This is a genomic window from Pseudomonas sp. Y5-11, from assembly GCF_022368695.1.
Lineage (GTDB): Bacteria > Pseudomonadota > Gammaproteobacteria > Pseudomonadales > Pseudomonadaceae > Aquipseudomonas > Aquipseudomonas parakoreensis.
The window spans coordinates 5,246,245-5,268,838 of the sequence record NZ_CP058974.1; the positions used below are offsets into that span (position 1 = coordinate 5,246,245).

Sequence of the window (22,594 nt, forward strand, 5' to 3'; positions counted from 1 at the left end):
TTTTAGATTACCTTCGCTTCGTTTTTCAGTTTCTCGACCAGTTCAGCCACCGACTTGACCTTGATACCCGCGCTGCGTGCAGCCGGCGCTTCGACTTTCAGGGTCTTGTTGGTGGAGGCGGTGGAAACGCCCAAAGCGTCCGGAGTCAGCACTTCGAGAGGCTTCTTCTTGGCTTTCATGATGTTTGGCAGGGACGCGTAGCGCGGCTCGTTCAAACGCAGGTCGGTGGTGACGATGGCCGGCAGTTTCAGGGAAACGGTCTGCGCGCCGCCGTCGATTTCGCGGGTCACGGCAACGCTGTCGCCGGAGACTTCGACTTTCGAAGCGAATGTGCCCTGACCATAGCCGCTCAGTGCAGCAAGCATCTGGCCGGTCTGGTTGTTGTCGCTGTCGATCGCCTGTTTGCCCAGGATCACCAGCTGAGGCTGTTCCTTGTCGACCACAGCCTTGAGCAGCTTGGCCACGGCCAGCGAAGTCAGGTCTTCAGCGGATTCGACGAGGATGGCACGGTCGGCACCCAGAGCCAGTGCGGTACGCAGCTGTTCCTGAGCGGTGGACGGGCCGATGGAGACGACGACGATTTCAGTCGCAACACCTTTCTCTTTCAGGCGTACGGCTTCTTCCACTGCGATTTCGCAGAACGGGTTCATCGACATCTTGACGTTGGCGAGGTCTACGCCGGAATTGTCCGCCTTGACGCGAACCTTGACGTTGTAATCCACAACGCGTTTGACAGCTACAAGAACCTTCATGGATTCCTCGTTACTCTCCGGTGAAAAGAAAGTCGCCTAGGCGAACCTGGCGGTTGATGCTCATCGGGCACAAGGGCACCTCTAAAAACGCCGGCGGGGGGCGATGACCGTTCGTCAGTGGTGACCAACGGGTCATTGAATCGCACGGTGTGTAAACTGCGCGCCGGACTTGCGCTGCGCATCACCTTGAACTGCCTGTGCCCTGTCTTTAGAGGTGCTCTTGAAACCGCCAGTCTGCCTACGGCGAGCGCAAAACCGCCCGTATCTTGACCGGAACGCCTATTCCGGTCAATACGGCAAAATGGCCGTTCATAAGCCGCGCTTCTTTGATTTCTCTGGGCTGGAGCCGATTCAAACAAACGTTTGTATTGGACGCTCGGAGTGGTGTAGATATAATGCGCCGCCTAGAGAGAAAGGTGGTTTGCCCATTATTACCCTTGACGTTAACGTAAAGGCAATAACGGATGCGACACCGAACCTCCAAATTAGAAAAAAAACTGTTGAGCCTTGAGTAGGAGATAGCCTGTGGAACGCGAATACATGGAATTCGACGTGGTCATCGTCGGTGCCGGCCCCGCTGGCCTGTCCGCCGCCTGCCGTCTGAAGCAGAAGGCCGCCGAAGCCGGTAAGGAAATCAGCGTCTGCGTGGTCGAAAAAGGCTCCGAAGTCGGCGCACACATCCTGTCCGGTGCCGTGTTCGAACCACGCGCTCTGAACGAACTGTTCCCGGACTGGAAAGAACTCGGCGCCCCGCTGAACACGCCGGTCACCCGCGATGACATTTTCGTGCTGAAAAACGCCGACAGCGCGCAGAAAATCCCTGACTTCTTTGTGCCCAAGACCATGCACAACGAAGGCAACTACATTATTTCCCTGGGCAACCTGTGCCGCTGGCTGGCCCAGCAGGCCGAGAACCTGGGCGTGGAAATCTACCCGGGCTTCGCCGCTCAGGAAGCGCTGATCGACGAAAACGGCATCGTGCGCGGGATCATCACCGGTGATCTGGGCGTCGACCGCGAAGGCAACCCGAAAGAAGGCCTGTACACCCCGGGTATGGAACTGCGTGGCAAGTACACGCTGTTCGCCGAAGGCTGCCGTGGCCATATCGGCAAGCAACTGATCAAGCGCTACAACCTCGACAGCGATGCCGATGCCCAGCACTACGGCATCGGCCTGAAAGAAATCTGGGAAATCGACCCGGCCAAACACCAGCCAGGCCTGGTGGTGCACACCGCCGGTTGGCCGCTGGACATCATGGGCACCGAAAACACCGGCGGCTCGTTCCTCTATCACCTGGAAAACAACCAGGTCGTGGTCGGTCTGATCGTTGACCTGTCTTACAGCAACACTTACCTGTCGCCGTTCGACGAGTTCCAGCGCCTCAAGCATCACCCGGTGCTGGCGCAGTACCTGGAAGGCGGCAAACGCGTCAGCTACGGCGCCCGCGCGATCTGCAAAGGTGGCCTGAACTCGCTGCCGAAAATGGTCTTCAAGGGCGGCGCGCTGATCGGTTGTGACCTCGGCACCCTGAACTTCGCCAAGATCAAAGGCAGCCACACGGCGATGAAGTCGGGCATGCTCGCTGCTGAATCGGTGGCCGACGCCCTGTTCGCCGAAAAGGATGGCACCGAAGAGCTGACCTCCTACGTCGACGCGTTCAAGAAGAGCTGGCTCTACGACGAACTGTTCGCCAGCCGTAACTTCGGCCCGGCGATCCACAAGTTCGGCGCGATTGTCGGCGGTGGTTTCAACTGGCTGGACCAGAACATCTTCGGCGGCAAACTGCCGTTCACCCTGCACGACACCAAGCCGGACTACGCCTGCCTGAAGCTCGCGGCCGACTGCAAGAAGATCGACTATCCAAAGCCGGACGGCAAACTCAGCTTCGACAAACTGAGCTCGGTGTTCATCTCCGGTACCAACCACGAAGAAGAACAGCCGTGCCACCTGAAGCTGACCGACCCAAGCATTCCGCTGAGCCGCAACCTGCCGATGTACGACGAACCGGCACAGCGCTACTGCCCGGCCGGTGTATATGAAGTGATCACCAAGGAAGACGGCGAAAAACGCTTCCAGATCAACGCCCAGAACTGCGTGCACTGCAAGACCTGTGACATCAAGGACCCTTCGCAGAACATCACCTGGGTCACGCCGGAAGGCGCTGGCGGCCCGACTTACCCGAACATGTAAGTCGCATCGCTGAACAACGAGGCTCCCGAAACGGGGGCCTTTTTGTTGCCCACAACTAAATGCATCACATCAGCCCCTGTGGGAGCTGGCTTGCCAGCGATGGGGCCGTGTCAGTGGACATTTGGCAGCGTGGATCACCGCCATCGCTGGCAAGCCAGCTCCCACAGGGTTACGCAAACTCTCAGGCCACGCGCTCCTCGCCCGGACTGCGCTCGAAGTAGCGCTTGTACTCACGACTGAACTGCGACGTGCTCTGATACCCCACCCGATGCGCCACTTGCGCCACGCCCAGGCCTTCAGCGACCAGCAAGGTCTGCGCCTTGAGCAGGCGCAGGCGCTTGAGATACTGCACCGGCGACAACAGCGTGCTGCGCTTGAAGTGCTCGTGAAAGGACGAAACGCTCATGTTCGCGCAACTGGCCAACGTCTCGACATTCAGCGGCTCGGTGTAATGCGCATGCAGATGGCTGATCGACGCCGCGACCCGGGCGAACTGCCCCTGCTGTTCGACCAGTGCGCGCAACACATCGGCCTGCGGCCCGCGCAACGCAGTGAACAACAATTCACGGACCCGCGCCGGTCCGAGAATCTGCCGTTCCAGCGGATCGTGCAGGCAACGCAGCAAGCGTTCGACACAGCCGCGCATGTCATCGTCGAGCACCACCGAGGTCATCGACTCCGGTGTCTGCGCCGGAATGTGCCGCCCCGGCGCCAGCCCCATGGCCAGCACCAGTTCGCCGAGCAACACCCGGTCGATGGCCACCGATACACCCAGCAACGGCGCATCCGGCAGGGCAAAGGTTTCGCACTCGAACGGCACCGGCAGCGCCTGAATGAGGTAGTGCCCGGCACCATATTCCATGGTGCGCGGGCCGAGGAACGCCAGTTTGCTGCCTTGGGCGATGATCATCAGGCTCGGCTCATAAATGTGCGGGCCACGCGCGACGTCGCAACTGGCGCGCAACACCTGCACACCGGGTAACCCGGTCTGGCTGTAACCGTCGCAAAGCGCCAGCGGCTCGATCAGCGAAACCAGCGTGGCATTGGCATCAAGGTGGCGGGTCAACTGCATCGGAGGGGTCTTCAAAAAAGTCACGGAAAAAGGCATGCAAGCATCATCGCAGATCCTTTTGCCACTGCGCTTGCCCAGACCTGCATGCCGGAGGATTAGGCATGAGACCCGGAGGAATCGTCATGGCCGCAGCGGCAGTCGGCGCCCAAAATGCGCCACCTCACCTGTCACTGCTTCTGCGAGGTTTCACATGTACACCGCTATCGGTTATGCCGCTCAATCGGCCACCACTCCCCTCGCCCCGATGAAATTCGAACGCCGCAGCCCGCGCGCCGACGACGTGGCGATCGAGATCCTGTACTGCGGCGTCTGCCACTCCGACATCCACCAGGCGCGCAACGAATGGGGCATCGCCGTGTATCCGTTGATGCCCGGCCACGAAATCGTCGGCAAAGTCACCGCCATCGGTGCCAACGTCACTCAACATAAAGTCGGCGACCTGGTCGGTGTCGGCTGCATGGTCGACTCTTGCCGCACCTGCGCCGCCTGCCAGCAGAACCTCGAGCAATACTGCCTCGAAGGCCCGACCATGACCTACGCCACCCCGGACCGGGTCGACGGCAGCAACACCATGGGCGGTTATTCGGACAGCATCGTGGTCAGCGAGCACTTCGTGGTGCGCATTCCGGAAAAACTGGATCTGGCCAGCGCCGCGCCGATCCTCTGCGCCGGCATCACCACCTACTCACCGCTCAAGCACTACGGGGTCAAGGCCGGCGACAAGGTCGGGATTCTCGGCATGGGCGGCCTCGGTCACATGGGCATCAAGTTCGCCAAAGCGTTGGGTGCGGAAGTCACGCTGTTCACCCGTTCGGCGAGCAAGGCCGAAGAAGGCCGTCGTCAGGGCGCCGATCATGTGATCGTCTCCACCGATGCCGAGCAAATGGCCGCCGCTGCGGGCCGTTTCGACTTCCTGCTGGACACCATTCCGGTGCAGCACGACCTCAACCCGTACCTGCAAACCCTGCGCTTTGATGGCGTGCACATTCTGGTCGGCCTGATCGAACCGATCAATCCGCCGGTGCACGCTGCCAACCTGGTGCTGGGCCGGCGCGTCCTGGCCGGCTCGTTGATCGGCGGTATTGCCGAAACCCAGGAAGTGCTGGATTTCTGCGCCGAGCACAACATAACCTGCGACATCGAAATGCTCGACATCCGCCAGATCAACGAAGCTTACGCGCGGATGATTGCCGGTGACGTGAAGTACCGCTTCGTGATCGACATGGCGACCTTGAAGCTTTAAACCTTCAAGCCAAGCTCCGCCGAGAGCCGGGCTGTGACCCCTTTGATCAGGGGGATCAGCTCGGCCATTTTTTCCAGCGGCATGTACGGCACGGTGCTGGCGATGCTGATGGCCGCGACAATGCGCTTGCTCGCATCGCGAATCGGCGCCGCCACGCAGCGGATCGACGGTTCGTTGTCCTCCAGATCGAAGGCATAGCCGCCGGCCACGTACTCGGTCATGCGCTGCTCGAGCTGTTCCCACGATTGCTGGGGATGCTGCGGCCAGAACTGACTTTTCCCACCCGCCGGCAGGCTGATGTCGTACAGGCGCTGCCAATCCTGCGGCGCATCATCGAGCATCAACGCCTTGCCGATCCCGGTGCGCGCCAACGGCATGCGGTGGCCGACACGCGAGCGCATTTCCGGGCCGTTGCGCCCCGGATTCTTCAGCAGGTACAAGACCTCGTCGCCTTCGCGAATGCCCAGGTGCACGGTGTCGCCGGTCAGCGCCGACAACTCGTCCAGATACGGCCCGGCCAGACTCACCAGCGGCAACTCTTCACGCGCCTGAAACCCCAGCTCGATCAGCTTCGGCCCCAGCAAATAGCCGATTTGCGGCACTACGCGCAAATAGCGCTCGTCCACCAGGCAACTGGCCAGACGATGGGTGGTGCTGCGCGTGGTGCCGATCAGCCGGGCAATCTCTTTCAGATCGCGGGCGCCACTGGCCACCGCGTGCACCACACCCAGGCCGCGAAGCAGCGTCTGGGTGCCGGTGGGTGCGGCGTCCTTGGTTTTTTCCGGGGCGTCTTCCTGCATATCCAGCCTTTACCGTTGAGCGAGGGAACGGGCGGCATTATGGTCGCCCGACGCAGACGACTACAACTCGATACGCTCGACCTTGCCCACCAGCAGCACGTAGGACAATGCACCGATCAGCGCCAGAACCGCGATGTAAGTAATCGCCGGGGCGAACGAATCACCGCTGGCGAGGAAACCGATGACAATCGGCGTGGCAATTGCCGACAGGTTGCCGATGAAGTTGAACACCCCGCCGGTCAGCCCCAGCAAGCGCGCCGGAGCGAGGGTCGAGACCAGCGACCAGGTGATCGAGGCCAGCCCGTTACCGAAAAATGCCAGCGCCAGGAAGGCGATCACCAGCGGTGTCGATTCAACGAAATTGGCACCGATGATCGAGGTGGAAATCAGCAGTCCGCCAATGATCGGCAACTTGCGCGCAAAGCCCACGCTGCAGCCACGGCGAATCAACAAGTCGGAGAAGAACCCCGAACACAGCACGCCAATGAACGCGGCAAGAAACGGCAGCGACGCCAACAGGCCGGATTTGATGAAGTCCATACCGCGATATTTCACCAGATAGGTCGGAAACCACGTCAGGAAGAACCACAGCGTCGAGTTCAGGCAGAACTGGCCAAGGTAGATGCCCCACAATTTGCGTTTGCTCAGGACGATGCCGAGATCGGTCCAGCTGAACGAGGCCTTGGTTGCTTGCGCTTGAATGTCTACCAGTCCGCCACCCTCGCGGATCAGGTCGATCTCCGCGTTGTTGGCGCCCTTGAAATCTCGCGGTTCGCGATACACCGCGTACCAGACCGCCGCCCAGATGATGCCCGCCGCACCGGTCGCAACAAACACCATGTGCCAACCGAATTCATGTTGCAGCCAGGCCAGCACCGGGGTCAGAAACGCCAGGCCGACAAACTGCCCGGAGGTGTAGAAACCAATCGCCGTGGCCCGTTCGCGCTCGGGAAACCAGGTGGTGACCACGCGGCTGTTGATCGGATAGGCCGGCGCTTCCAGCGCGCCGACCGCCATGCGCAGCACGAACAGCGCGATGAAACTCGCGGCAAATCCGAGCAGCACCGTGGCCAGCGACCACAGCAGCAGCGCGACACTGTAGAGGATCCGCGGCGGCACCCGATCCACCAGCCAGCCGCCGGGGATCTGCATGGCGGCGTAAGTCCAGCCGAATGCGGAGAAAATCAGCCCGACGTGAACCGGATCGATGCCCAGTTCGCTGGTCAGCGCGGGCGCGGCAATCGACAGGTTGCTGCGGTCGAGATAGTTGATGACCACGGTGATGAACAGCAGCACCATGATGAAAAACCGCTTGCGGCTAGGCGTGACTAAAGACGCCTGCCCGGTGAGGGTTTGCGTTGGCATGGGGGTGCCTCTTCTTATGATTATTTGAGGTCATTGACGCCATCTCCCATCCATGGAGATCAACACTGTGGGAGCGAGCCTGCTCGCGAAAGCGTCGGGTCAGTCACATCGATGTCGGATGTGACATAGCATTCGCGAGCAGGCTCGCTCCCACAGGGGGACACAGGTGATTCAGGGACTCACCACTCGGCAAAACTGCCATCGGCATGGCGCCAGATCGGATTGCGCCAGCGATGGCCGACGGCGGCACGCTCGATCACGTATTCCTCGTTGATCTCGATACCCAGCCCCGGCCCGTTCGGAATCTTCACGAAGCCTTGGTCGTAATCGAACACCCGCGGATCCTTCACGTAGTCGAGCAAGTCGTTGCTCTCGTTGTAATGGATACCCAGGCTCTGTTCCTGGATAAACGCGTTGTAACAAGCCGCGTCGAGTTGCAGACACGCCGCCAGCGCAATCGGCCCCAGCGGGCAATGCAGCGCCAGCGCCACATCGTAGGCTTCGGCCATGTTGGCGATCTTGCGGGTTTCGGTGATGCCGCCGGCGTGGGAGGCATCCGGCTGGATGATGTCGACGTAACCTTCGCTCAACACCCGTTTAAAGTCCCAGCGCGAGAACAGCCGCTCACCGAGGGCAATCGGCGTGCTGGTCAACGGCGCCAGCTCCTTCAGCGCCTCATAGTTTTCGCTGAGTACCGGCTCTTCGATGAACATCAGCTTGTACGGGTCGAGCTCCTTCATCAGCACCTTGGCCATCGGCTTGTGGACCCGACCGTGGAAGTCGACACCGATGCCGACGTTCGGCCCGACCGCATCGCGCACGGCGGCGACATTGGCCAGGGCCAGATCGACTTTCTCGAAGGAATCGAGGAACTGCAGCTCTTCGGTGCCGTTCATTTTCACCGCCGTAAAACCACGGCTTACCGCCTCTTTGGCGGCACGCGCGGTGTCGGCCGGACGATCGCCACCGATCCACGAATACACACGAATCTTGTCGCGCACCTGACCGCCCAGCAGATCGCTGACCGACACGCCAAGGGCCTTGCCCTTGATGTCCCACAGCGCCTGGTCGATACCGGCCAGCGCACTCATATGGATTGCGCCGCCACGGTAGAAGCCGCCGCGGTACAGCACGGTCCAGATGTCCTCGATGTTGCGTGGGTCTTTGCCGATCAGGTAGTCGGACAATTCCTCGACCGCGGCCGCGACGGTGTGGGCGCGGCCTTCGACTACAGGCTCGCCCCAACCGGTCACGCCCTCATCGGTTTCGACCTTGAGGAAGCACCAGCGCGGCGGGACGATGAAGGTGGTGAGTTTGGTGATTTTCATCTGCTTGTCTCTCTTGTTAGATGCAGCGCACGCAGCGCCGGATAAATCTCAGCGAAGGGCTTTCCACGCGGCCACGTAGGCTTCGGCATTGGCCGCCACTTGCTCAACCGTCATGCCCGGTTTGAACAGGCCGGAACCGAGGCCGAAACCTTTTACGCCGGCGTCAATGAACGCTTGCATGTTGTCCGGGGTGATCCCGCCGACCGGCGCCAGCACCGTCCCGGAAGGCAACACCGCGAGCCACGCCTTGACCACTGCCGGGCCCATCTGCTCGGCCGGGAACAGCTTGAGAATGTCCGCGCCCTCCTCCAGCGCCGCGAAGGCTTCGGTCGGCGTGGCGACACCCGGCGACAGGTACAGCCCCGCCGCTTTCGCTGCTCGCAGTACCTTGGCATCGCTGTGCGGCATGACGATCACCTGGCCGCCAGCCTCTTTCACCAGTTCGACCTGCTCCGGGGTCAACACCGTACCGGCACCGATCAGGCAATCGGCGGGCAAGGTCTGACGCAGGATGCGGATACTTTCATACGGCGACGGGGAATTGAGCGGTACTTCGATGACGCGAAATCCGGCGGCATACAGGACTTCTCCGACAGCGGCGGCTTCCTGCGGATGCAGGCCACGCAGAATCGCGATCAGACCGTTTTGTGCCAGTGCTTGCTTGAGCATGTCAGGCCTCCAGTCAGGGTTAACGGGATGAGGAATCGAGCAGGCCGGCGGCCAGCGCCAGTTGCCACAGGCCACGCTCGGTGGCCTGCTCGGCCAGCGTGACGCGAGCGAAACCGCAGGCCTCGAGCGCACGGCCGTAACGGGCGCAGAGTTGCGCGTTGCCAATAAGGATGATTGCGGGCAGGTGCACGCTGTGGCGCCGACGCCGCTGCACGGCGGCAAGCGCCACCAGTTCATGGCCGATCATCAGCCCGGACAGGTAATCCGCTTGCGCCGTCGGGACCAGTTCGCCGGTCAGGCCCAAGGTGCGGGCACTGAATAATGTGGAGAGCACACCCAGTTCGCCGTCCGCCGACAGCGCCACTTGCACGCCACGGTCAAACGCCAGCCCGTCGAACGCTGCACCCTGTTGCTGGGTACGCCCGAGAATGCTGTGTTCACTGAGCACGGCAAACACTTCGCCGGTCATGAACGTATCGAAATGCGTGATGCAGCCGTCGATCACTTCCACCCACTTGGAATGGCTGCCCGGCAGACCGATCAACAGATCGCCGCCCGCCTCGACCGGCAAGTTCTGCAGCACGCCGAGGACTTGGGTTTCTTCACCGCGCATGACATTGGGCAGACGAGAGCGCTGGATCACGCCCGGCACGATATGCACCCGTGTGCCGCGCAGACTGACCAGCGTTTGTAGGGAGTTTCCGAGATTGGCGACGTTTGCCGGCGTCTCGCAGTAAGCCGCTTCGCGCCAGCCTTGAGCGCTGCCCACCATGCCGCAGGCGATCACCGGCAGATCCGGCTGCGCATCGAGCCAGTCGCCACACGCCTCTTCGAAGGCCAGTTCAAAACCGTCGGTGCATTCACCACCGTTGATGACTCGCGGCGTCTTCGGTAACTGCATGATCCCGAACGACAGCGCACGCTGCTCCAGCACCACTGCGCCCGCTGCGAGTTTGTAAGCACGTAATGAGGTCGTCCCCCAATCGAGCGCGATCAATTGCGCTTGCATCGCATCACCTGTTTTGTTTTTGGCAGTGAGTGCGACGGACTATAAACCTTGGCGCAGACAAATCTCAATATATAAATATAGTTCCCATATTATGGGATTGACCCAAAAAAGATCGCAGCCTTCGGCAGCTCCTGCAGAGGATGATCAATCTTCTGTAGGAGGGAGCTGCCGAAGGCTGCGATCTTTTCCTGAGGGATCAACTACCCCTCGGCAAACTCGCGCAACACCTTGCCATCCATGCGATAGCGCACCCACTCTTCCTGCGGCTGCGCACCAAGGGATTTGTAGAATTCGATGGCCGGGGTGTTCCAGTCCAGCACACTCCATTCGAAGCGGCCGCAGTCGTTGTCGCAGGCGATTTTCGCCAGATGCCGCAGCAGGGTTTTACCGGCACCGCCGCCGCGTTGTTCGGGAGTGATGTAGAGGTCTTCGAGGTACAGGCAGTTGCTGCCGAGCCACGTCGAATAGCTGAAGAAGAACACCGCGAAACCGATTGGCATACCGTCACGCAGGCAGATCAGGCCATGGGCCGTGGCGCCTTCGCTGAACAGGCTGCGCTCGATATCGGTGACGCTGGCGATCACTTCGTGGCGGGCCTTTTCGAAATCTGCCAGTTCGGTGATGAAGGCGAGGATTTGCGGCGCATCGCTGGGGGTCGCCGGGCGGATTTCGATCGTCATGAACGGGCCTTGTCGGAAAAGGGAAAGCGCCATACTAAAGCCGTGGGCGGCGCTCGTCACATTCCATACCTGGTACAGAACCTTGCGGTGAGGGGATTTATCCCCGATGGGGTGCGCAGCAGCCTTGAAAAATGGGAGTGCTTCGCACTCCATCGGGGATAAATCCCCTCACCACAGAAGTATCATGGGCTTCGAAATTCAGGTAAGTCTGCAAGGATGTTCATGAACGCCACTGCTTTTGCCCCGCTCACCTCACTCGCCGCCGAGTTGCTGCCCCACGCTCTGGAGACCTCCGACGACGGCGCCCACGACCTCGCTCACTTGCAACGGGTCTGGCACACCGTGCGCACTTTGCAGGCCGAGGAAGGTGGCGACTTCGAAGTGTTGCTCGCCGCCGTGCTGCTGCACGACTGCGTAGTTGTCGAGAAGAACTCGCCGCTGCGCTCGCAGGCCTCGCGCCTTGCCGCTGACAAAGCGGCCAACGTGCTGGCTGAACTGGCTTGGCCCGCCAGCAAAATCGCCGCCGTCAGCCACGCCATCGAAGCCCACAGTTTCTCCGCCAATATCACCCCGCTCACCCTCGAAGCAAAACTGGTCCAGGACGCCGATCGTCTCGATTCGCTGGGCATGCTCGGCGTTGCCCGTACCTTCTACGTTGCCGGGCGCATGGGCAGTGCGCTGTACGATCCACGCGACCCCGAAGCCAAGACACGCGACTACGATGACACACGCTTCTGCCTCGACCACTTCCAGACCAAACTGCTGCACCTTGCCGACGGTTTTCAGACTGGCGCCGGTCAGCGTCTGGCGCAGATCCGCCATCAGCGTCTGAAGGGTTTCATGGAGCAGTTCAAGGAAGAAATCGGCATCGACTGATGACCTGTGTCTCGACCGTTCGTCGTTCATCAGGCACCAATCCAGTCCAGGGGCAGACCAACGAAAGGTAAGGAATTCAATCACTGGAGAAGCCCTATGATCCCGTCAAGGTTGACTGCCCTCGTCTTCGCCGCCCTGCTGAGTCCTGCGGTTTTCGCCGCTTCTACCACCGCAGCAGGCACCGGTCCTACTGATCCGGTTCCGTCACCACGCGCTCCCGCCATTAACAGTGCCCCGGGCATGAACACCGATGGCTCCGGCGTTCCGTTGATCAATCAGCCACCCGCCACCGGCACCGATCCGCGCACCCAGGGCAGTGATCCCGGTCGCCAGGGTGGCATGAACACCCCCGACTCCCCCGCCACACCCGATAACGCCGGCCCCGGCATCGGCTCGAAAACCACTACCGGTGGCTCGGGTTCCGAAGGCAGCGGTCAGTAGTTCGCCGACGCGAGCGTCCTATTCACATCCATGAAGAGGTAACCATGAACGTCGATAAAAACCTGGAAAAAGAAGTCCTCACCCGCCTGCTGCACGCCCATCCGAGCGGACTGGGCAAAGAGGTGCTGGACAACTATCGCGGTGAGAAAGTCGTGGCCAGTGCCCTCGCCGCCCTGCAGGATCGCGGACTGATTCACCATGGTCATGTGACTTGCAACGAGGCCGGCGAACACTCGTTGAATCTGCCGATCAAGCTCAGTGCCGCGGGCGTCGAAGCGGCGCGCAAGCTGGATGTCTAGAAGCAGTGGTTGTGTGAACGCATGATCATGCAGGAGCTGCCGCTGGCTGCGATCTTTTGATCTTGTTTTTTAAAAGCAAAAGATCGCAGCCTTCGGCAGCTCCTACATATGAAACCCATCTACTGATGCAAGGAGAAATCCCATGCCTCGTGGAAGCAAAGACAAATACACCGCCGAGCAGAAGCGCAAGGCTCAGCACATTGAAGACAGCTACGAGCATAAAGGCCTGTCCAAGGACGAAGCCGAAGCGCGCGCCTGGGCGACGGTCAACAAACAGTCGGGCGGTGGCGAAAAGGCTGGCGGTTCCGGGCGCAGGAAACCGGCGAGTGCCAAGTCCGAAGATCGCAAGGAATCATCGCGGCGAGCGGTGGCCAGTCGTGAAGGACATGCGCGTGACAGCAAGGCTTCGCGCGAGACGCAGACCGTGGACAGTCTGAGGAAAGAGGCGCGGGCGAAGAATATCGCCGGGCGTTCTTCGATGCGCAAGGATGAGTTGATTGCGGCGTTGCGCAAAGCGGGCTGATCCATATTTTTTGTGCTGAGCCGTATGGCCCCTTCGCGAGCAGGCTCGCTCCCACAAAGGGAACTGTGAACGACGCAAATCTCCCTGTGGGAGCGAGCCTGCTCGCGAAAGCGTCAGTTCAGTCGCCGCAGGACTCGCGGATAAAAACATCCACTTCAGCCGCCACCGGCGCTGTAGCCGGCCCCCATCGCGTCACCGCCAAAGCCGCTGCCGCATTCGCCCGCCGCGCCGCCTCATGCGCATCCAGGCCCTGCGCCAACCCGGCGACAAACACCCCGGCATGCGCATCCCCCGCACCGTTGCTGTCCACGGCTTTCACGGCGAACCCCGGCACATGCCGCCGCTCACCGGCCTGCTGAATCCAGCACCCCTGCGGCCCGTCGCGAACTACCAACAGCACGTCTTGCGGTAAATGTTCAGCGAGTCGGTCCAGTGCCGCGCCAATGTCCGCCGCCCCGGTAAAGCGCAACGCTTCGACGCTGTTGCTGGTCCACACATCAATGCGCGGCAGCAGCGCCCGCATCAACGCCGAGTCCGGCGACTCCACCAGCGGGCCCGGATCGAACACCACGTTGATCGCGTCCGGCAGCGCCAGCGTCCAGTCCAGCAGTGCCTGCGCCTTGCCGGCATGCAGCAGGCTGTAGCCGCTCACATAAACGTAATCGCCCGCCTCGGCGGTCACGCTGTTCAAATCCTCCCAGGTCACCTCACCTTCAGCGCCGATGTAGGAAATGAAACTGCGCTCGGCCGACGCATCGGTCAGCGCCACGCAAATCCCGGTATCGCGTTGCGCAGGCGTCTGGATACCGATGTGAATGCCTTCGGCGTTCATCGCCTGACGCGCCAGATCACCGAAGCGCCCGCTGCCGTGGCGACCGAGATAAACCACCGGCAAACCATTGCGTACGGCAGCGGCCATCACGTTGAAACCGCCGCCGGCCTCGAACGCCGCAGACTGCGCCAGCACATCGCCGCCGATTTGCGGCAACTGATCCACCGCCATGACCAGGTCGATGATGACCTGGCCGGTGTGCAACATCTTAGGCATGAGCATTCTCGACTTGCGCGGCGCGGCGGTCTTTCGCCCCGCCGAGAACCAGATAAATGCCACCGGCCACCACGAAGGTCACGATCCAGCCCAGACCGTTGTGGCCCAGCCACGAGTCAGACAGGACGCCTTTGAACCAGACATTCTCGGCGGTGGTGCCGATGGTGGTGAAACTGAAGCCGAGCACGATGGCAATCGCCCAGGCGCCGAACGCACGCCACTCGATGCCGCCGCGATACCAATAGGCGCTGCTCGGGCTGACATCAAGCAGGTCGTTGGGGCTGTAGTAATGCCGGTGAATCAGGTCGACCACGAAGATCCCGACTCACGCGGTGATCGGCACCGCCAGCAGGGAAATGAAGGTGATGAACGGGCCGTAGAAGCTGTCGGCAATCAGCATGAAGTAGATCGAGCCGGCAAAGATCGCGACGATGTCCACCACCACCGCGTAGACGCGTTTGACCTTGAGACCCAAAGTCAGCGTGGTCAAACCGGCGGAGTACACCGAGAGGTTGTTCGACAGCAGCAGTCCGCCGAATGCGGTGATCAGGTACGGCACGGCCATCCACGTTGGCAGCATGTCGCGGATTGCCACGATCGGGTCAGTCGCCGATGCCAGGTCGTTGTTACCCACCGACAGCAGGCCGCCGAGGGTGATCAGCAGCACCAGCGGAATCCCCGCACCGAACGCCGCCGATGCCACCAGCCGCACCGCCTTGACGCTGCGGTGCTGATAGCGCGACATGTCCGCGCCAGCGTTGGCCCAGCCGATCCCGGTGCCGGCGGCCATGGTGCCGATGCCGATGATCATTGCGCTCAGCGGCGCTGGCGTGGCGTTGAACACCGCGCTCCAGTCGATCGTCGCGCAGAGGAAGCCGCCAACCAGAATGTTCAGCGCGCCGAACACGTAGGTCGCCCACTTCTGGATCACCAGCAACGTCGCGTGACCGAGACCGGAAACCGACAGGGTCAGCAACACGAAAATAGCGATGAAGATCAGCGTCAGCACGGGCGCGCTTTTCGCTTCCACCGGCGAGCCGAACAGGATCGAGCACAGCGACAGCAGCACGAATGCCGCGGTGGTGGTGTTGACCGTTTCCCAGCCCAGACGCGACATCAGCGAGACCAGGGTCGGGCCGATGTTACCGCGCACGCCGAAGATCGCCCGCGACAGGGTCAGGCTCGGCGCGCGGCCGCGGCGGCCGGCAATCGAGATGATCCCCACCACCGCAAACGAACCGGCTGCGCCGACAATCGCGACGATGATCGCCTGCCAGATCGCCAGCCCGCGAAACGCCACCAGCGTAGCGCCCAGCGGCAGTCCGAGAATGGAAATGTTGGCGGCGAACCAGACCCAGAACAGTTGCAACGGATGGCCGTTGCACTCGGCTTCCGGCACCGGCTCGATACCCCGGGTTTCCAGTTGCCCGGCGCTTTGCCCGACGTTTGATGAACTCATGAACAGTGCTCCTGTTTGCCATTCTTGTGTTTATGGGCAATTCAATAACCCGCACATCTCCTGTAGGAGCTGCCGCAGGCTGCGATCTTTTGATCCTGATTTTGCGGCTGCCCGAAGACTGCTGAAGATCAAAAGATCGCAGCCTTCGGCAGCTCCTACACGGGTCCTCAGCGTAAGGTGAGGAGTCCTTTCACGAGGGGCTCAAGCTCCAGATGATTGACCGCTTTGACTGTGGCGATCATCGGCGCCGGCCAGCTCTCAAGACCCAGGCAGGCCCCGAGCATGGCGCCGAGAATCGCCGCGATGGTGTCGGTGTCACCGCCCAGGCTGGCGGCCATGCACAACGCTTCGAACGCACTCATCTCGCCGACCGCCACTTGCTGCGCCAGGGCGAATGAGACCACCACCGATTCCTGCGATGCCACTGACGTGCCAATCACGTCGTACAGCAGATCCGCCAGCAGCGCCTTGTCACTATCGACGCTGATGCTGCGCGCCCAACTGATGCGCGAAGCAATGCGCCCGCCGGCCACCCAGTGCCCATGTGCCTCGGCCTGTTGCGCAATCTGCTGGCCGAGGTTCAATGCCTCGCCCAGATCCATGCCGTTGATCCCGGCCGAGACCACCGCCGCCACCGCCGCCGCACTGGAAATCCCCAGCGTGGTGTTGTGAGTGACCTGACAAGCTTGCACCACCGCCGCAATAAAACGCTGTGGATCGGCGACATCCGCCGCAATGCCCACCGGGGTGATGCGCATCGCCGCGCCGTTGGTCGTGCCGTAACGCCCGGCCTCCTCCGGCGAGTGGCCGGCGAGGATCATTTCAATGGCGCGCTTGGTCGACGGGCCGAGCAGGTCCTGCGAACCCTTGGCCTGCATCTCGGCTTCCCACTCGATCAGCCGTTGGGCGAGCACGGCCGGCTCGATCCGGCCCTTGCCCTCGAGCAGCAACTGACCGACCAGAATCGCCTGTTCGGTGTCGTCGGTGATCGAGCCTTTGGGCATGTTGGCGGCAATCGGTTGCAGAGGACCGGCATCCTGCAGATCGGTGATCCGGCCGAAGCGGGTCTTGATCGTTTCGCGGTTCAGCGATTGCGTCGGCATGCCCAGCGCATCACCGAGGGCCAGGCCATAAAACGCACCGAGGGCACGGTTGAGCGTGGTCATTTCGATTCTCCAAATTGCAGGTGCAGGCGGAAATGCACCGGGTCGAGCAGGCTTTCGACCTGTTCCATGAAACGGTTCTGCCGGTCGTAAGTGGTGCGCAGGGCCTTGAGGAACACGGTCCCCACCGGGCGTCCGAGCAGCTCAGCGTCTTCGGCATTCAGCGGTTCGGCGCCGATCCATTGATCGCCGCGTTCGCCGATGTAGCCGTAGGCCGCGAGGGTAATGGTCAACGAGTTGTCGATCAGACCGACCCGCGGCAGGCTTTCCAGGCCGCCGGTGGCCGGCATCAATGAGCGTTCGAGGGACACCAGAGCGCCGTCGTTGGAGCGGCGACGGCGGTCGAGGGTGATGAATTGGTCGGTGCCGAACCGCGAGAGCAGATCGGGCCGGGTCACGGCTTCCAGGCGCAGCACTTCAGTGTTGATCAGCGCCCCGCTGTCGGCCAGCGCCTGCGCCCAGCCGCTGCGCTGATCGAGTGCTACACCGTCGAACGTGACAATGGAGCCGACCCCGCTTTGCGTGGCGATGTAATTGCGCCGCTTCAGTTCGGCCAGCGCCTCGCGCAACGTGCCACGGCTGACGTTGAATTCCTGAGCCAACTGATGCTCGCCGGGCAACAGAAAGCCGTCCTCCATGAGGCCGCTTTCGATACGCCGGACGAGCTCGTCGACCACTCGTTGTTTCTTGTCAAATCGTACCTGTCTAATCATGTACAAAGTGATACCCGAAACGGACGCGAGCGAGCAAGGAATTTTTAGGAGAGATGACGGAAGGTCTGGCGCGGCGCAACCACCTGTGGGAGCTGGTTTGCCAGCGATGGCGGCGGAACATTCAAAGTTAATGTTGAATGATCAACCGAAATCGCTGGCAAGCCAGCTCCCACAGGTTCGCGTGCTGAGCGGGAATCAGCGTTGTTTGAGGCGGTCGATCACCACGGCCAGCAACAGAATCGAACCGCGAATCACATACTGATAAAACGTGTCGATGTTCTTCAGGTTCATCGCATTTTCAATGATCGCCAGAATCAGCACCCCGGCAATCACATGCCGGATCATGCCGATCCCGCCGCTCAACGACACGCCGCCGAGCACACACGCCGAAATTACGGTCAGCTCGAAACCCTGGCCAATCATTGGCTGCCCGGAGGTCATGCGCGATGCCAGAATCACCCCGGCCAGTGCACCGATCACGCCGTGTACGGCGAAAATGATGATCTTGGTCCGGTCAACGTTGACCCCGGCGAGCAAAGCCGCTTCCTGGTTGCCGCCGATGGCCATGGTGTTGCGCCCGTAGGTGGTGTAGTTCAGCAGCCAGCCGAAGAACAGGAAGCAGACGATGGTGATCAGGATCGGCACCGGCACGCCGAACAATTGGCCGTTGCCGAAGACGAAGAACGATTCCTGCGACACGCCCACTGCTTTGCCGTTGGCAAAAATGTAGGCCAGGCCGCGAACAATCTGCATGGTCGCCAGCGTGGTGATCAACGCGTTGACCCGCAACTTGGCAATCACGATGCCGTTGATCAGCCCGACCATCAGGCCCATCACCAGCGCCGCGCTGACGCCGAGGAATACGCTGTTGGTGTCGCGCATCACCACCGCCGCCACCACGCCGGCGCAAGCGATCACCGAGCCTACCGACAAGTCGAAGTGCCCCGACGCCAGGCAGTAGAGCATGGTGCACGCGGCGATGCCGGTGGTGGAAATCGCCAGGCCCAGGCCGCGCATGTTCAGTGGTGAAAGGAAGTTGTCGATCAGCAGCGTGCAGGCGACGAAGATGCCGATGGCCGCCAGCAGCATGACCCAGTCGTCGAGGAAGCGCCGCAGGTCCAGTGGTTTGCGGGGAGTCGGCAGCGCCTTGTTTTGGATGGTCATCATAGTCACCTCTCAGTTCGCCACGCCGTCAGCGCGATGGCGCGGCAAAGCCAGTTGCAGCAAGTTGGATTCATTGGCCTGGTCGCGGCTGACTTCGCCGCGCAGCGCGCCTTCGCAGAGCACCAGAATGCGGTCGGAAATGCCCATCACCTCCATGAGGTCGCTGGACACCACGATCACCGAAATGCCATCGGCGGCCAGGTTATGGATGATCTGGTAGATCTCGGCCTTGGCGCCGATGTCGATGCCACGAGTCGGCTCGTCGAGCAGCAGAACCTTCATCGGCATCGACAGCCAGCGACCGAGAATGGCCTTCTGCTGATTGCCGCCGGACAGGAATTTGATCTGCTGGCCAGCGTGCGGGGTTTTGACTTTCAGCGCCTTGATCTGCTTGTCGGCGTTGCCCTTCTCCCACAGCCCGCGCAGCAGGCAGCCGAGGCTGGCATTGGCGCCGCGCGCGCTGATGTTGATGTTCTCGGCAACGCTGGCCAGCGGAATGATCCCTTCTTTTTTCCGGTCCTCGGGGCATAGCAGAATCCCGGCGGCAATCGCGTCGCGCGGTGAGCGCAATTTCAGTTCATGGCCGCGCAATTCCAGGCGTCCGGCGGTGTTGCGCTCAAGCCCGCTGAGCAGCCGGAACAGCTCGGTGCGCCCGGCCCCGACCAGGCCGAACAGCCCGAGAATCTCGCCCTTGTGCGCCTCGAAACTCACCGGTTCGCGCAGGCCCGGGCCGAGCAAACCGTCGACCTTCAACGCCACCGCGCCGCGTGGGCGACTGCGGTAATCGTAGATATCCTGAATGTCGCGCCCGACCATGCAGATCACCAGTTGATCGTGGGTCAACTGGCTCATGTCATCGAAGGTGCGCACGTAACGGCCATCCTTGAACACCGTCACCGCGTCGCAAATGCGGAACACCTCTTCCATGCGATGCGAGACGTAGAGCACCACTTTGCCCTCATCGCGCAGGCGGCTGATGATCGCCATCAAACGGTCGATTTCGCGCGCCGAGAGGCTGCTGGTCGGCTCATCGAAGGCGATCACATGCGCGCCACGGGACAGCGCCTTGGCGATTTCCACCAGTTGCCGCTGGCCGAGCGACAGGCGCCCGACCTTGGTCTGCGGGTCGATCTCATCGGCAAGGCCCTTGAGGCAGGCCAGGGCATTCTGGCGCAGGACGCCACGATTGATCAGGCCGAGCCTGGCCGGCAGATGACCGAGAAACAGGTTCTCGGCCACGCTCATTTCCGGCACCAGATGCAGCTCCTGGTGAATCACCGCGACGCCGCTGCCGATGCTGTCGGCGGTCGACTTGAAGGCCATGGTCTGCTCGCCGATCTGCAACTCGCCGCTGCTCGGGATGTAGGCGCCGCCGAGGATTTTCAGCAGGGTCGATTTGCCGGCGCCGTTCTCGCCCATCAAGGCGTGCACCTGCCCCGGATGGGCGACGAAGCTGATCGCGTCCAGCGCCTTGACCCCGGGAAAAGTCTTGCCGATCCCGTTGAAGCGCAGGCTGCCGCCGCTGCTGTTTACATGTGTCTGTACTTGCGCGTGCATCTGAGTCACCTCTTCACACCGATCGAGCAGCCATCAGTTCCACAGGCCGATTTTTTCCAGCTCTTGCTTGAAGTTCTCGCGGGTGATCAGGGTGACGTCATCCATCGCCGTGTACTTCGGCGGTTCTTTGCCGGTGGTCACCCACTCGTACATCATCTCGGCGGTCTTGTAGCCTTCGATGTGCGGGCTTGGCAGCATCGAACCGAAGAAACCGCTGTTGGGCTTTTTCAGCTCGCCGATGGCGTCGGTGCCATTGATGCCGATACCAATCACATTGGCCGCAGCGAACCCGGCGGCTTCGGTGGCGCGGACGCCGCCGAGCACGGTGTTGTCGTTCATGCCGCCGATGATCAGGTTCTTCGCTGCGCTGGGCAGCTTGACCAGCGCCGAGTTGGTGGCGTCCATGCTGCCCGGCACGTCGAGGGTTTTCAGCGCGGCGGTCAGGATGTGGTCTTTCGGCAGGCCGGCGTCTTCGAGCGCCTTCATCGAACCGTCGGTGCGCTTCTTGCCGGTGTCGAGCTCGTTATAGGTGTTGACCACCGCGTAGGTGTCTTTCCAGTCCCAGTTGCGTTTCTTCGCTTCGGCGACCATCGCGTTGCCCTGCTTCTGGCCGACTTCGAACGCGGCCATGCCGAGATACGGCACGTCTTCCATGAACTTGCCGCTGGCGTCGACGAAACGGTCGTCCACGGCGATCACTTTCAGATCATTGAGTTTGGCTTTGGCCATGATCGCCGGGCCGAGCGAGACATCCGGCGGACAGATCACGAAGCCTTTGGCACCGTTGGCCGCGAGGCTGTCGATGGCCGAGAGGGTTTTCTCGCCGTCCGGCACGGCGATCTTGATCAGTTCGAAGCCTTTGTCCTTGGCGGCTTTTTCAGCGAAGGCCCACTCGGTCTGGAACCATGGCTCTTCAGCCTGCTTGACCAGAAAACCGATTTTCACGGCGTCGGCAGCGAGCAGCGTACTGCTCAGACTGAACGCGGTGACCGCCAGCGCGGCACTGCACAGGGTACGAATCCCGAAACGACGTTTCATAAGCTGACTCCTTGTTATTTTTCTTGAGCAAATTAAACAGCTTGTGGCGAGGGAGCTTACTCCCGCTGGGCTGCGAAGCGGCCCTAAAACCGGTTACCTCGGTCAATCAAACACACCGCGCAGCCCGAATTTACGACTGCTGCGCAGCCGAGCGGGAGCGAGCTCCCTCGCCACAGGTGTGGTGGCGTGACACGTACTGCTGCAAAGCCTGTTGAAAATAGTCATATCGTATGATGATTGGATTTCAAGCGGAGTTCACCGCCTGAAACCCAAGCTATTCAGTCGTGGTACATCACCGAGCGCCCACCATCGATGGTGATGCACGAGGCGTTGATGAACGGCGCTTCATCACTGGCCAGAAACACCGCGGTCATCGCCACTTCAATCGGCTGGCCGATACGTTTCGGCGGGTGCAGATCGAAGGCGCGCTGACGCTCGGCGTGGGGATCGGCAAAGCCGTTCCAGTAATCGACGTTGAGTTGCGTCTCGATGTAGCCCGGCGCGATAGCGTTGACCCGAACGCCCTTCGCCGCGTATTCGATGCCCAGTGCCCGGGTCAGTCCGAGCAGGCCGTGCTTGGCCACCGGGTACGGGAAGCAACCGGGAATGATGTGGGAGGAATGGGTCGAAGCGATGTTGATGATGCTGCCGACGCCCTGCTCGATCATCTGCGGCAACACGGCCTTGCAGCCGTACCAGGCGCCGTCCAGATCGATGGCGAAGCAACGACGCCAGTCTTCTTCGGTCATTTGCAGCGGATCGCGGAACACGTTGACCCCGGCGCAGTTGACCAGCACGTCGATGCGCCCGTGCCGCTCAACCGCCAGTCTGGCCATGGCATGCAGGTCTTGCTGGCGCGAGACGTCGGCCTTGATCGCTTGAACGTCGTAGCCCTTGTCGCGCCACTGGGCGGCAACCTTCTCGACCTTCTCTGCCTGAATGTCGCTGATCACCAGCCTGGCTTGCTGTGAGGCGAAGGTGGCGACGATGGCTTCGCCGATGCCTTGAGCGGCGCCGGTCAGCAGCACCACTTTGTCTTTCAGACGCTCACCCTTCGGCGGCGCAGGCACCGGCGGCAAGGAAAGAGGTTCAGCCATGGATCAGGACTCCTGTTCGTCGACACAAAAAAACCGGGCATCTGACGATGTCCGGTCTGGAAGACTGTGAAAACGAAACAGGCAGGCGCGGCGAGCGACGCCGGGCCG

21 protein-coding genes and 1 pseudogene are annotated in these 22,594 nt (G+C 61.5%); 6 read left to right on the forward strand and 16 right to left on the reverse strand.

From position 1 onward, the window contains the following. Window positions 1-2: 2 nt before the first annotated feature. Complete coding sequence (locus HXW87_RS23375; protein ID WP_003226982.1) at window positions 3-752, reverse strand: electron transfer flavoprotein subunit beta/FixA family protein; 750 nt, start codon at window positions 750-752, stop codon at window positions 3-5. Between the two features lie 525 nt (window positions 753-1,277). Here HXW87_RS23375 and HXW87_RS23380 point away from each other — a divergent pair. Beyond that, the gene (locus HXW87_RS23380) at window positions 1,278-2,942 is read left to right on the forward strand and encodes an electron transfer flavoprotein-ubiquinone oxidoreductase (protein WP_047295612.1); all 1,665 of its coding nucleotides are present in this window, start codon (window positions 1,278-1,280) and stop codon (window positions 2,940-2,942) included. Window positions 2,943-3,123: 181 nt separating this feature from the next. Here HXW87_RS23380 and HXW87_RS23385 read toward each other — a convergent pair whose 3' ends face one another. Continuing rightward, window positions 3,124-4,014 carry an AraC family transcriptional regulator gene (locus HXW87_RS23385; RefSeq protein ID WP_047295740.1) on the reverse strand — a complete coding sequence of 297 codons (891 nt, stop codon included), beginning with the start codon at window positions 4,012-4,014 and terminating at the stop codon, window positions 3,124-3,126. A gap of 190 nt (window positions 4,015-4,204) precedes the next feature. Here HXW87_RS23385 and HXW87_RS23390 point away from each other — a divergent pair, with 190 nt between their 5' ends. Next, window positions 4,205-5,257 (forward strand): NAD(P)-dependent alcohol dehydrogenase, encoded by a 1,053-nt coding sequence (locus HXW87_RS23390; protein ID WP_239777862.1) that lies wholly within the window; start codon window positions 4,205-4,207, stop codon window positions 5,255-5,257. Here HXW87_RS23390 and HXW87_RS23395 read toward each other — a convergent pair. From HXW87_RS23395 to HXW87_RS23420, 6 genes are all read right to left on the reverse strand, one after another. Beyond that, window positions 5,254-6,057, reverse strand: coding sequence for an IclR family transcriptional regulator (locus HXW87_RS23395; RefSeq protein WP_041069258.1), 804 nt, complete (start codon window positions 6,055-6,057; stop codon window positions 5,254-5,256). The genes HXW87_RS23390 and HXW87_RS23395 overlap by 4 nt on opposite strands. Before the next feature lie 60 nt (window positions 6,058-6,117). Next, window positions 6,118-7,422 carry an MFS transporter gene (locus HXW87_RS23400; protein WP_239777863.1) on the reverse strand — a complete coding sequence of 435 codons (1,305 nt, stop codon included), beginning with the start codon at window positions 7,420-7,422 and terminating at the stop codon, window positions 6,118-6,120. 179 nt (window positions 7,423-7,601) lie between these two features. Further along, window positions 7,602-8,750: a galactonate dehydratase gene (gene dgoD, locus HXW87_RS23405; protein ID WP_007961968.1), complete on the reverse strand. Its 1,149-nt coding sequence runs from the start codon at window positions 8,748-8,750 to the stop codon at window positions 7,602-7,604. Between the two features lie 48 nt (window positions 8,751-8,798). After that, window positions 8,799-9,419 (reverse strand): 2-dehydro-3-deoxy-6-phosphogalactonate aldolase, encoded by a 621-nt coding sequence (locus tag HXW87_RS23410; protein ID WP_239777864.1) that lies wholly within the window; start codon window positions 9,417-9,419, stop codon window positions 8,799-8,801. A gap of 19 nt (window positions 9,420-9,438) precedes the next feature. Continuing rightward, window positions 9,439-10,428 carry a 2-dehydro-3-deoxygalactonokinase gene (locus tag HXW87_RS23415; RefSeq protein ID WP_239777865.1) on the reverse strand — a complete coding sequence of 330 codons (990 nt, stop codon included), beginning with the start codon at window positions 10,426-10,428 and terminating at the stop codon, window positions 9,439-9,441. Window positions 10,429-10,628: 200 nt separating this feature from the next. Continuing rightward, entirely contained in the window at window positions 10,629-11,108 is a 480-nt protein-coding gene (locus HXW87_RS23420) for a GNAT family N-acetyltransferase (protein ID WP_047295620.1), read from the reverse strand. Between the two features lie 222 nt (window positions 11,109-11,330). On the opposite strand from HXW87_RS23420, the gene HXW87_RS23425 reads away from it, so the two are divergent. The 4 genes from HXW87_RS23425 to HXW87_RS23440 all read left to right on the forward strand — a co-directional run bounded on the left by HXW87_RS23425 (window position 11,331) and on the right by HXW87_RS23440 (window position 13,247). Continuing rightward, on the forward strand, window positions 11,331-11,984 hold the full coding sequence (locus HXW87_RS23425; RefSeq protein ID WP_239777866.1) for an HD domain-containing protein: 654 nt from the start codon (window positions 11,331-11,333) through the stop codon (window positions 11,982-11,984). 96 nt (window positions 11,985-12,080) lie between these two features. Continuing rightward, window positions 12,081-12,425, forward strand: a complete 345-nt coding sequence (locus HXW87_RS23430; RefSeq protein WP_047295624.1) for a hypothetical protein — start codon at window positions 12,081-12,083, stop codon at window positions 12,423-12,425. 44 nt (window positions 12,426-12,469) lie between these two features. Further along, a complete protein-coding gene (locus HXW87_RS23435; RefSeq protein WP_007961959.1) occupies window positions 12,470-12,724 on the forward strand; it encodes a hypothetical protein in 255 nt (84 codons plus the stop codon). A 142-nt stretch (window positions 12,725-12,866) separates the two neighbouring features. Then, window positions 12,867-13,247 (forward strand): Rho termination factor N-terminal domain-containing protein, encoded by a 381-nt coding sequence (locus HXW87_RS23440; protein WP_239777867.1) that lies wholly within the window; start codon window positions 12,867-12,869, stop codon window positions 13,245-13,247. Between the two features lie 118 nt (window positions 13,248-13,365). Here the strand turns inward: HXW87_RS23440 and HXW87_RS23445 are convergent, their stop codons facing one another. The 8 genes and pseudogenes from HXW87_RS23445 to HXW87_RS23480 form a co-directional block, all read right to left on the reverse strand. After that, window positions 13,366-14,295 (reverse strand): PfkB family carbohydrate kinase, encoded by a 930-nt coding sequence (locus tag HXW87_RS23445; RefSeq protein WP_239777868.1) that lies wholly within the window; start codon window positions 14,293-14,295, stop codon window positions 13,366-13,368. After that, window positions 14,288-15,754, reverse strand: a pseudogene (locus HXW87_RS23450) (cytosine permease). The gene HXW87_RS23445 and the pseudogene HXW87_RS23450 overlap by 8 nt, the downstream one beginning before the upstream one ends. Window positions 15,755-15,921: 167 nt before the next feature. Next, complete coding sequence (locus HXW87_RS23455; protein WP_239777869.1) at window positions 15,922-16,920, reverse strand: ADP-ribosylglycohydrolase family protein; 999 nt, start codon at window positions 16,918-16,920, stop codon at window positions 15,922-15,924. Further along, entirely contained in the window at window positions 16,917-17,630 is a 714-nt protein-coding gene (locus HXW87_RS23460) for a GntR family transcriptional regulator (protein WP_239777870.1), read from the reverse strand. Before HXW87_RS23460 ends, HXW87_RS23455 begins: the two co-directional genes overlap by 4 nt. Before the next feature lie 195 nt (window positions 17,631-17,825). Beyond that, window positions 17,826-18,794 carry an L-arabinose ABC transporter permease AraH gene (gene araH, locus HXW87_RS23465; protein ID WP_041069807.1) on the reverse strand — a complete coding sequence of 323 codons (969 nt, stop codon included), beginning with the start codon at window positions 18,792-18,794 and terminating at the stop codon, window positions 17,826-17,828. 12 nt (window positions 18,795-18,806) lie between these two features. Then, window positions 18,807-20,351 (reverse strand): L-arabinose ABC transporter ATP-binding protein AraG, encoded by a 1,545-nt coding sequence (gene araG, locus HXW87_RS23470; protein ID WP_239777871.1) that lies wholly within the window; start codon window positions 20,349-20,351, stop codon window positions 18,807-18,809. 33 nt (window positions 20,352-20,384) lie between these two features. Further along, window positions 20,385-21,389 carry a substrate-binding domain-containing protein gene (locus HXW87_RS23475; protein ID WP_047295641.1) on the reverse strand — a complete coding sequence of 335 codons (1,005 nt, stop codon included), beginning with the start codon at window positions 21,387-21,389 and terminating at the stop codon, window positions 20,385-20,387. Between the two features lie 278 nt (window positions 21,390-21,667). Then, entirely contained in the window at window positions 21,668-22,486 is an 819-nt protein-coding gene (locus HXW87_RS23480) for an SDR family oxidoreductase (RefSeq protein ID WP_108183477.1), read from the reverse strand. Window positions 22,487-22,594 lie beyond the last annotated feature (108 nt).

Excerpts from the sequence above, each read along its gene's own strand:
- HXW87_RS23455 (WP_239777869.1), bottom strand. The coding sequence starts at position 16,920 with ATGACCACGCTCAACCGTGCCCTCGGTGCGTTTTATGGCCTGGCCCTC.
- HXW87_RS23435 (WP_007961959.1), top strand. The coding sequence starts at position 12,470 with ATGAACGTCGATAAAAACCTGGAAAAAGAAGTCCTCACCCGCCTGCTG.
- dgoD (WP_007961968.1), bottom strand. The coding sequence starts at position 8,750 with ATGAAAATCACCAAACTCACCACCTTCATCGTCCCGCCGCGCTGGTGC.
- HXW87_RS23420 (WP_047295620.1), bottom strand. The coding sequence starts at position 11,108 with ATGACGATCGAAATCCGCCCGGCGACCCCCAGCGATGCGCCGCAAATC.
- HXW87_RS23445 (WP_239777868.1), bottom strand. The coding sequence starts at position 14,295 with ATGCCTAAGATGTTGCACACCGGCCAGGTCATCATCGACCTGGTCATG.
- HXW87_RS23395 (WP_041069258.1), bottom strand. The coding sequence starts at position 6,057 with ATGCAGGAAGACGCCCCGGAAAAAACCAAGGACGCCGCACCCACCGGC.
- HXW87_RS23375 (WP_003226982.1), bottom strand. The coding sequence starts at position 752 with ATGAAGGTTCTTGTAGCTGTCAAACGCGTTGTGGATTACAACGTCAAG.
- HXW87_RS23475 (WP_047295641.1), bottom strand. The coding sequence starts at position 21,389 with ATGAAACGTCGTTTCGGGATTCGTACCCTGTGCAGTGCCGCGCTGGCG.
- HXW87_RS23385 (WP_047295740.1), bottom strand. The coding sequence starts at position 4,014 with ATGCAGTTGACCCGCCACCTTGATGCCAATGCCACGCTGGTTTCGCTG.
- HXW87_RS23480 (WP_108183477.1), bottom strand. The coding sequence starts at position 22,486 with ATGGCTGAACCTCTTTCCTTGCCGCCGGTGCCTGCGCCGCCGAAGGGT.
- HXW87_RS23400 (WP_239777863.1), bottom strand. The coding sequence starts at position 7,422 with ATGCCAACGCAAACCCTCACCGGGCAGGCGTCTTTAGTCACGCCTAGC.
- HXW87_RS23460 (WP_239777870.1), bottom strand. The coding sequence starts at position 17,630 with ATGATTAGACAGGTACGATTTGACAAGAAACAACGAGTGGTCGACGAG.
- HXW87_RS23415 (WP_239777865.1), bottom strand. The coding sequence starts at position 10,428 with ATGCAAGCGCAATTGATCGCGCTCGATTGGGGGACGACCTCATTACGT.
- HXW87_RS23390 (WP_239777862.1), top strand. The coding sequence starts at position 4,205 with ATGTACACCGCTATCGGTTATGCCGCTCAATCGGCCACCACTCCCCTC.
- HXW87_RS23425 (WP_239777866.1), top strand. The coding sequence starts at position 11,331 with ATGAACGCCACTGCTTTTGCCCCGCTCACCTCACTCGCCGCCGAGTTG.
- araH (WP_041069807.1), bottom strand. The coding sequence starts at position 18,794 with ATGACCATCCAAAACAAGGCGCTGCCGACTCCCCGCAAACCACTGGAC.
- araG (WP_239777871.1), bottom strand. The coding sequence starts at position 20,351 with ATGCACGCGCAAGTACAGACACATGTAAACAGCAGCGGCGGCAGCCTG.
- HXW87_RS23410 (WP_239777864.1), bottom strand. The coding sequence starts at position 9,419 with ATGCTCAAGCAAGCACTGGCACAAAACGGTCTGATCGCGATTCTGCGT.
- HXW87_RS23440 (WP_239777867.1), top strand. The coding sequence starts at position 12,867 with ATGCCTCGTGGAAGCAAAGACAAATACACCGCCGAGCAGAAGCGCAAG.
- HXW87_RS23430 (WP_047295624.1), top strand. The coding sequence starts at position 12,081 with ATGATCCCGTCAAGGTTGACTGCCCTCGTCTTCGCCGCCCTGCTGAGT.